Raw genomic sequence first — 5,565 nt, forward strand, 5'->3', positions numbered from 1 at the left:
CGAGGCACCTAATAGAGAACTTCTTTGCCAAGATTAAGCAGTATCGTGCGATTGCCACTCGCTATGATAAGTTAGCCAGTCTTTTCCTTAGTGCCATTCACTTAGTTTCTTGTGTCGTTTGGCTTAATTGATGACACGCCCTAGATAAAAATAAGTACAAAATTTTTTTATTGAATAATTGGGTGCAATTCGTGACTGTTTGCACCCGCTTTTATTTAACATGGTAGGTGATTTTAATCTTACCTATATTTACTCTTGTTAGGAATCATTATGAGCAAACCTAAACGTAAAATGAGTCTTTTTCAGCTTATGGTGCTAACCATGGTTAATATGATGGGTGCAGGTATTATCCTGTTGCCTACTAAGTTGGCACAAGTGGGCACAATTTCAATCTTTTCTTGGATCGTTACTGCAGCTGGTTCTATGGCTCTTGCCTACGCTTTTGCCCAATGTGGTCGTTATACTAAAAACCATGTTGGGGGTATGGGAGCGTATGCCGAATATTCTTTTGGCAAATCGGGCAGCTTTATGACCAACTATACTTATGCATTATCACTTGTCATTGCTAATGTCGCTATCGCTGTTACAGCAGTTGGCTATTTTAGCACCTTGATGGGGTGGACATTAACGCCTGTGCAGGTTGCTATTTGGACGATTGGTTTTGTATGGCTGACCACCATTCCCAATTTTTTTGGCCCAACTATCACGGGACGTCTTGGTGCTATCACTATATGGGGCGTTATTTTACCCGTAGTAGGTATTTCGTTTATCGGCTGGTTTTGGTTTAAATCTAGCATATATGCCGAGGCATGGAATCCGCATGATTTGTCCATAAGTCAAGCGTTACCTGCTTCGATTTCAATCACTTTATGGGCGTTTTTGGGATTAGAATCTGCCAGTGCCAATGCGGATGCAGTTGAAAACCCTGAAAAAAATATACCTATTGCAGTGTTGGGGGGTACGTTATTAACGGCGGTGATCTATATTGTTTCTACCAATGTCATAGCAGGTATCGTACCAAATGCTCAATTGGCTGCATCGAATGCTCCATTTGGCTTGGCATTTAGTCAAATGCTTGGGGGTAGAGCAGGTGTAATCGTCAATGCCCTAGCAGTTATTGCTTGTTTGGGGTCATTGTTGGGTTGGCAGTTTACCTCAGCCAGTGTTTATAAATCAGGGGCAGATGAAGGGTATTTTCTGCCGTTATTTGGTCGTTTAAATAAATATAATGCTCCTGTAGTAGGTATGTTGGTGTTAGCTACTGTGCAAACGTTAATATCACTAATGACTATTAGTCCTGATTTAAGCAAACAGTTTGATACCTTAGTGAATCTAGCTGTTGTTACTAACTTAGTGCCCTATATTATGTCAATGTCCGCTATTTTGGTACTGTTAAAGTCTGCCAATGTGCCACGCAAAAAGGTGATATTTACTGGAATCATTGCTTTCATTGGCACTATCTATAGCTTTTATGCGTTATACAGTGCAGGTTCAGATGCCATGTTATGGGGTGGTCTCGCAACATTTGCAGGATGGGTATTGTATGGAAAAGTGGTATCAACCAAGTTCGACTTAAAATTACCAATTATTGATGAAATGGATAATGACAATTCAGTCGCTACCACGCCAACCACTATACGATAAGTTAATAAAAGGAACGATACAATGAAACCATATGTGATTGAAAATATTGTTAAGAAGGTGCTCTTTATCCACGCACAATTTCAGGAGAGGAGCGTTGCAGGTCGTATAGCATGTGCCTTAGTTGATGAACTACAGACACGTAATATCGAGGTCATTTTAGCAGATAACGCTGAGGATGGTAAAAGTATTGTGCTTGCTGATAGTGCTATCACACTTGTACTAATAGATTGGGACTTACCGGGCAAAGATGCCAAAGAAAACCCTGCAGCTGATTTGGTGACTTTGGTTCGCCATCATCGCAATGATTTACCAATTTTTCTGTGCTCCAATCGCGGTACTGCAGGAAGTATTGACCCGGATTTAATTTCTGAATTTGACGATTATATTTGGTTATTAGAAGATTCACCAGAATTTATTAGTGGCCGTATCGAGGCGGCGATAAATCGTTATAGCGACAAGTTACTGCCACCCATGTTCAATGCTTTGGTAAAATTTGGGCAAAACCATGAATACTCTTGGCATACACCAGGGCATAATGGTGGAGTTGCCTTTATGAAGCATCCTGTTGGCAGATTTTTTAGCGATTATTTTGGCAAAAATATGCTACGGTCAGATTTGTCTATTTCTGTAGGGGAACTTGGGTCACTACTCGACCATAGCGGTCCTATTGGGATGAGCGAAAAATACGCTGCACAGGTGTTTGGTGCTGATCGCACATATCACGTGACCAACGGTTCTTCTACGTCTAATCGTGTGATTATGATGGCAAGTGTGACGCGTGGTCAGATTGCATTAATTGATAGAAATTGCCATAAGTCAGCAGAACATGCGATTACCCTTAGCGGGGCTGTTCCTAGCTATTTGGTGCCTAGTCGCAATGGATTAGGTATAATCGGACCTATTTTGCCAGAAAAATTGACGCCAGAAGCCGTTCGCCAAAGTATTTTAGACAACCCCCTAGCACAAAAAGTTGTGGATAAACAGCCGAAACACGTAATTATTACTAACTCTACTTACGATGGTATTTGTTATAACGTGAGCGAGCTAGAGAAATTACTCGGTAGTAGCTGTGACCATTTGCATTTTGATGAGGCTTGGTACGGATATGCCAAATTTCATCCTATGTACCGTGGTCGATTCGCCATGCACGATGAGCCACGTGACCAAAATGCCCCGACAGTATTTGCCACGCAATCGACGCACAAGCTCCTCGCTGCTCTATCACAGGCCTCTTACATTCATGTACGTGATGGGCGTAAGCCAGTAAGCCATGCCAGATTCAATGAATCTTTTATGATGCATGCGTCGACCAGTCCCAATTATGCAATTATTGCTTCTAATGATGTTGCAGCTGCTATGATGGATGGCAATAGCGGTAAAACGCTTATGTCAGAAAGTATCGCTGAGGCAGTAGCATTTCGACAAATGCTTGCCAAATTTTATGCTGATGCAAAGCTAAAAGATGATTGGTTTTTCAATGGTTGGCAACCAGATAATCTGCACACCATCAATGCCAGTGAATTGACCTCATCGAGTCGGCATTGGGTGCTACAAGCCAACGCACCTTGGCATGGGTTTGGTAATATTCCTGCCAATTGGGCGATGCTAGACCCTATTAAGGTCTCCGTGTTAATGCCAGGTATGTCTGCTGATGGCACTTATGTCGATGCCGATATGCCCGCCATTCCTGCAACCATTGTTACCCGCTATTTATCTCACAATGGTATTCAAGTGGAAAAAACCATCGATTTTACCATTTTGTTTTTGTTTTCTCTGGGTATCACCAAAGGCAAATGGGGTACCTTGATAAGCGAATTGGGCAATTTTAAACGAGACTATGATAAAAATGTACGGCTAGAACAAGCATTGCCAGAATTGGTCAAAGCCTATCCTAAACGCTATCAAAATATGGGCTTAAAAGACCTATGTAACGATATGTTTACAACCATGCGTGACCTAAAAACTACTGCCAATATGGCGGCGGGCTTTTCCTTTTTACCTACACCCGACTTATCACCTACGGAAGCTTACGAAAATTTGGTAAACAATGAGATAGAATCCTTAGCATTGGATAATATAGCAAATCGTACTGTGGCGACAGGCGTTGTACCTTATCCACCAGGCATTCCAATACTTATGCCAGGCGAGAATACGGGTGGTTCAGATGGTCCTATCTTATCTTATTTAAAGGCGCTAGAAGCATTTGATAATAAGTTCCCAGGCTTTGAACACGATACCCATGGCGTGGAAGTCGAGAACGGCAAGTATCACATTCTTTGTGTAAAATAAACCCCAGTGTTGATAACGTCAACTAAGTAATGTGCTAGATTAAAAAAAGATGCTCACGCTATATACCATATCGTATGAGCATCTTTTTTTATTGTTAACGAGGTATAGCCAATACTGATAGGCTTTTATAGTCATAGCACCTAATTGATTAGGTGCTTAGCGTCTGAGTAACTATTGTTACTAGAGACGGCTGGGTGCGTTATAATATTACACATTCTAGTGGTGTATGTTTACCTAACCTTATTCTATAAACCATACTCAAACGCTAGTATTAAAAACATCATCTCAGTAAAATACCAGACTAGGAAAAGCTTGCCAACGCTATGTATAGTATTGGCAAGCTTTTTAATGCTTCCAATATTTAAAAATTAAGTGATTATAATAAGATTAATGACCTCTTGATCAAGAAGTCATTAACACCTAACAAATTATGATTCGGCTCGCAAAAAATCTAACAAGATCATACTTAACATTGGGCTGTAAAAAGCTATAGTCATGCTTCTGAAATTCATTGTGGTAAATTTGGTCATAGGCCATGCAATGATTCTGCTTTTTATAATCACGGGTATCGGTTTATTCAAACTGGTGATGTAGATCGTGCGGGAAAGATTATAACTTCTTATTCATAGACTACTATTATTAACCGATAGCATTCAGTATTAAAGAGTTTTATCAGTATGATACTTTATTACTTCTAGAAGAACAGCTGTAATAAAATTTTAGATTTGAGTATGATGGTTTATTTATTTTTGCAGAAAATGAGGTCTAATAAAATCAATACTTTACGATAGTCTCAGTATGATACTTTATTACTCGCTGACAAGTAATGTTATTGAGTAATTACCTATCATACTAAGTAATTACTTATCATACTATTTTACGATACTAAATCCTTTGCTGTCTGATATTAACGAGATGGCGAAGGATTTTTTTTGTGAATAACAACCATAGAAAAGCTCAATAACTTGGATATACATTAGGGGCTGTATTCCAAAGCCAGTCTTATTATCGAAGGCAAAGCTATGATAGGTTGTCACAAATGTCTTTTGTGACATCAAAAACCCCCACTTTAATATCATCTAAATCGTAATAACTATACTGATAATCGAACCCCCTATTTATACCCTGAATGACTTCTGCTTCTTCACAGGCTAACTTGGTATGTTCGTTGCGCATTACCGTTTCAATCTCTTTTCTTTCGGCATCACTATAACCAGATATCTTCAGCTTATAACCGAAAGTAACCGTTGTTCCATCAAAATTAATTTGTTCTAAAGTGGTGACTTCATCAAGTACGCTTGGCAACTCTCTTGTTAACATATCGATATGACGATACATCTCTTGCACATTATGCTCGTGATCACTAGCCGTAGTAGCGCTTTTATCGTGAGCTAAATCGGAGGTATTATCGGAACAGGCGACAAGAGTTAGGAAGGCTGAAAGTACAGCCAATGCCTTAAGTTTATTAAACATAGTTATCCAAAATAATATGATTAGGGCGTGTCCTTATTTTAAATAAGACACGCCCTATTATACAAATATGAATACTTAAAGTAGGGGCTGTATAGAATTGGGAAATAGTTGAAAAAAATAAGCAACGCCTTACACTCTTGTTTACCACAACAAAGAGAA

The 5,565-nt window shown here is 39.5% G+C and carries 4 protein-coding genes; 3 read left to right on the forward strand and 1 reads right to left on the reverse strand.

The features are described from left to right. From EI161_RS13125 to EI161_RS13135, 3 genes are all read left to right on the forward strand, one after another. On the forward strand, nucleotides 1-131 hold a 131-nt coding region (locus EI161_RS13125; RefSeq protein ID WP_192529750.1), incomplete at its 5' end, for a transposase. Nucleotides 132-270: 139 nt separating this feature from the next. Next, nucleotides 271-1,644: a putrescine-ornithine antiporter gene (gene potE, locus EI161_RS13130; protein WP_192523857.1), complete on the forward strand. Its 1,374-nt coding sequence runs from the start codon at nucleotides 271-273 to the stop codon at nucleotides 1,642-1,644. Between the two features lie 21 nt (nucleotides 1,645-1,665). Beyond that, the gene (locus EI161_RS13135; RefSeq protein ID WP_192523858.1) at nucleotides 1,666-3,933 is read left to right on the forward strand and encodes an Orn/Lys/Arg decarboxylase N-terminal domain-containing protein; all 2,268 of its coding nucleotides are present in this window, start codon (nucleotides 1,666-1,668) and stop codon (nucleotides 3,931-3,933) included. A gap of 1,020 nt (nucleotides 3,934-4,953) precedes the next feature. Here EI161_RS13135 and EI161_RS13140 read toward each other — a convergent pair. Then, nucleotides 4,954-5,406: a hypothetical protein gene (locus EI161_RS13140; protein WP_192523859.1), complete on the reverse strand. Its 453-nt coding sequence runs from the start codon at nucleotides 5,404-5,406 to the stop codon at nucleotides 4,954-4,956. Between the last annotated feature and the right edge of the window lie 159 nt (nucleotides 5,407-5,565).

The organism is Psychrobacter sp. FME5 (genome assembly GCF_014861375.1).
Classification (GTDB): Bacteria; Pseudomonadota; Gammaproteobacteria; order Pseudomonadales; family Moraxellaceae; genus Psychrobacter.

What these genes read in the sequence shown, in the direction of transcription:
- potE (WP_192523857.1), top strand. Translation starts at nt 271, where the DNA reads ATGAGCAAACCTAAACGTAAAATGAGTCTTTTTCAGCTTATGGTGCTA.
- EI161_RS13135 (WP_192523858.1), top strand. Translation starts at nt 1,666, where the DNA reads ATGAAACCATATGTGATTGAAAATATTGTTAAGAAGGTGCTCTTTATC.
- EI161_RS13140 (WP_192523859.1), bottom strand. Translation starts at nt 5,406, where the DNA reads ATGTTTAATAAACTTAAGGCATTGGCTGTACTTTCAGCCTTCCTAACT.